The sequence below is a fragment of the Anaerosporobacter sp. genome, from assembly GCF_965301125.1.
The window spans coordinates 1-2,071 of the sequence record NZ_CBDLAM010000348.1; the positions used below are offsets into that span (position 1 = coordinate 1).

Genomic DNA, 2,071 nt, shown 5'->3' on the forward strand with positions numbered 1-2,071 from the left:
TCTTAGTACTGCTACGTGTGAAGCTAAGCGAGAGCGGGTTTTTCGTTGAATATAGTAATTACCTACTACTCTAAATCTTCAAGTGCAAAGTTTGAGTAAGTTATAAAAAAACCTCCTTGTTTCGTATAACAAATAGTCACGAGGAGGTTACAATAATTGACGTATTTATAAATTGTACGTTATGCCTTTACTAATTAAGAAAGGCTACCTTTTAGCAATCGGTAGCCTTCATCCTATATATTATAATAATTTTTCAACTGCTTCCGCTATTTTCTCTGGTTCAACTGTAGGTGCGAATCTTGCAACAACCTTACCATTTCTATCGATTAAGAACTTAGTAAAATTCCACTTAATATCATCACCTGAAGTTGTAAATCCTAAGCCTTTTAGCTTATCATAGAAAGCTTCAGATGCTTCATCTTCATTAGCTTGAGATGCCTCTTTCTTTAAATATTTATATAAATCATGTGCATTCTCACCATTTACATCAATCTTTGCAAAAGTTTCAAAAGTTGTTCCATATTTTAATTTACAGAAACTTGATAGCTCATCGTTGCTACCTGGAGCTTGTTCAAAGAACTGGTTACATGGGAAATCTAATATTTCAAGGCCCTTATCTTTATAGTTTTCATAAAGCTTTTCTAGTCCTTCGTATTGTGGTGTAAATCCGCAGCCAGTAGCTGTATTTACTACTAAAACTACCTTACCTTTATATTTTTCTAGTGATACCTCTTCTCCATTTGTTGCTTTTACTTTAAAATCATAAATCATAATAATTCTCCTTTACTTTTTAAACTTTGTTAATAATTGATCCAACATCTCTTTTAGAGCTACAATTTCTTCGTTGTCTGCTCCAATCATACAAAAAATCTGATTTGGAACATCAAGGATCTCTTCTTTTAAAGATCTCCCTTTTTCAATTAGTTCTACTATAACTACTCTATCATCATTCTTATCTCTATATTTAGTTATTAAATCCATTGATTCTAACTTCTTTAATACAGGGGTAAGAGTCCCTGAGTCTAAGTGTAATTTCTGTCCCATTTCTTTCACTGTTATTTTCTCATGCTCCCAAACAACTATCATGGCAATATACTGCGTATATGTGAGACCATATTTATCAAGGAGTGGCTTATACAACTTAATCACTTCCCTTGAAGCAGCATATAGTGAAAAACACAATTGATTCTCTAATTTAATTTTTTCATATTTATCCATGGATACCTACCTAAATTAATTTTGTTCAATTTAATTTAATTCAATGAATCTACCTTTATTATATTACCATTAATTTCTATTGTCAATGTTAAATTTATTTTTTTGTATTTTTATCTTTTCAAAATTCAAACTTCTCATTTAAGAAATTATATCGAATAGGTATTACAATATTCATAAAAAAACTATCTGAACATGTCAGCATTTGATTTCGCTACGCGAAATCTTAGTACTACTCCGTGCGAATCTAAGGGAGATCGGGGTTTTCGTGCATATAGCAGTTAGCTACTCCTCGAAATCTTCTAGTGCGAAGTTTGAGAATAAAAGTATATTTCATTTCGAATCGTAAACAATAAACCTGTAAGTCAAGGTATATCATAATAATAATCAGAAAGAGGTATAATTATGAGCGATGATAACTCAAATGTAAGTAATAAAAATGCAGGTAAAGGAAATGGTAATTCTATAATCAATGATACTAGCACTAATGATAATACTAATAACTACACTAGTCCTGATGCATTTCCAACTTCCACAGGTCATAAATTTGGTACAAGTAATGTGAAGAAAGATGAAGAAGCAGAATAATATACTCTAAATGTACTGAAAAAAAATGTTGCACAAGTAAATTATTACCTGTGTAACATTTTTCTTTTATCTATATCGTTATTATAAATTAGAACTTACTGCGACAGAATTTGCTTATTGCATATTTTCTTGATCACAGGTATTAATGACATACAGAAAATCAACATAATACACAACATTTGAATTACTATATCAAAATTAAAACTGAATAACAGTTTTCCTCCGTCCATATACACTAAAGATTCTAGAATCGTACAACCAATCACAG

At 30.6% G+C, this 2,071-nt stretch carries 3 protein-coding genes; 1 reads left to right on the forward strand and 2 read right to left on the reverse strand.

All coding sequences use genetic code 11. From position 1 onward, the window contains the following. Nucleotides 1-240: 240 nt before the first annotated feature. Both ACW2QF_RS19785 and ACW2QF_RS19790 read right to left on the reverse strand, forming a co-directional pair. Nucleotides 241-774 carry a glutathione peroxidase gene (locus ACW2QF_RS19785; protein WP_455717737.1) on the reverse strand — a complete coding sequence of 178 codons (534 nt, stop codon included), beginning with the start codon at nucleotides 772-774 and terminating at the stop codon, nucleotides 241-243. Between the two features lie 9 nt (nucleotides 775-783). After that, nucleotides 784-1,218, reverse strand: coding sequence for a MarR family winged helix-turn-helix transcriptional regulator (locus ACW2QF_RS19790; RefSeq protein ID WP_455717735.1), 435 nt, complete (start codon nucleotides 1,216-1,218; stop codon nucleotides 784-786). A gap of 402 nt (nucleotides 1,219-1,620) precedes the next feature. Between ACW2QF_RS19790 and ACW2QF_RS19795 the strand changes: the two genes are divergently transcribed. Next, nucleotides 1,621-1,803 carry a hypothetical protein gene (locus ACW2QF_RS19795; RefSeq protein ID WP_455717736.1) on the forward strand — a complete coding sequence of 61 codons (183 nt, stop codon included), beginning with the start codon at nucleotides 1,621-1,623 and terminating at the stop codon, nucleotides 1,801-1,803. Nucleotides 1,804-2,071 lie beyond the last annotated feature (268 nt).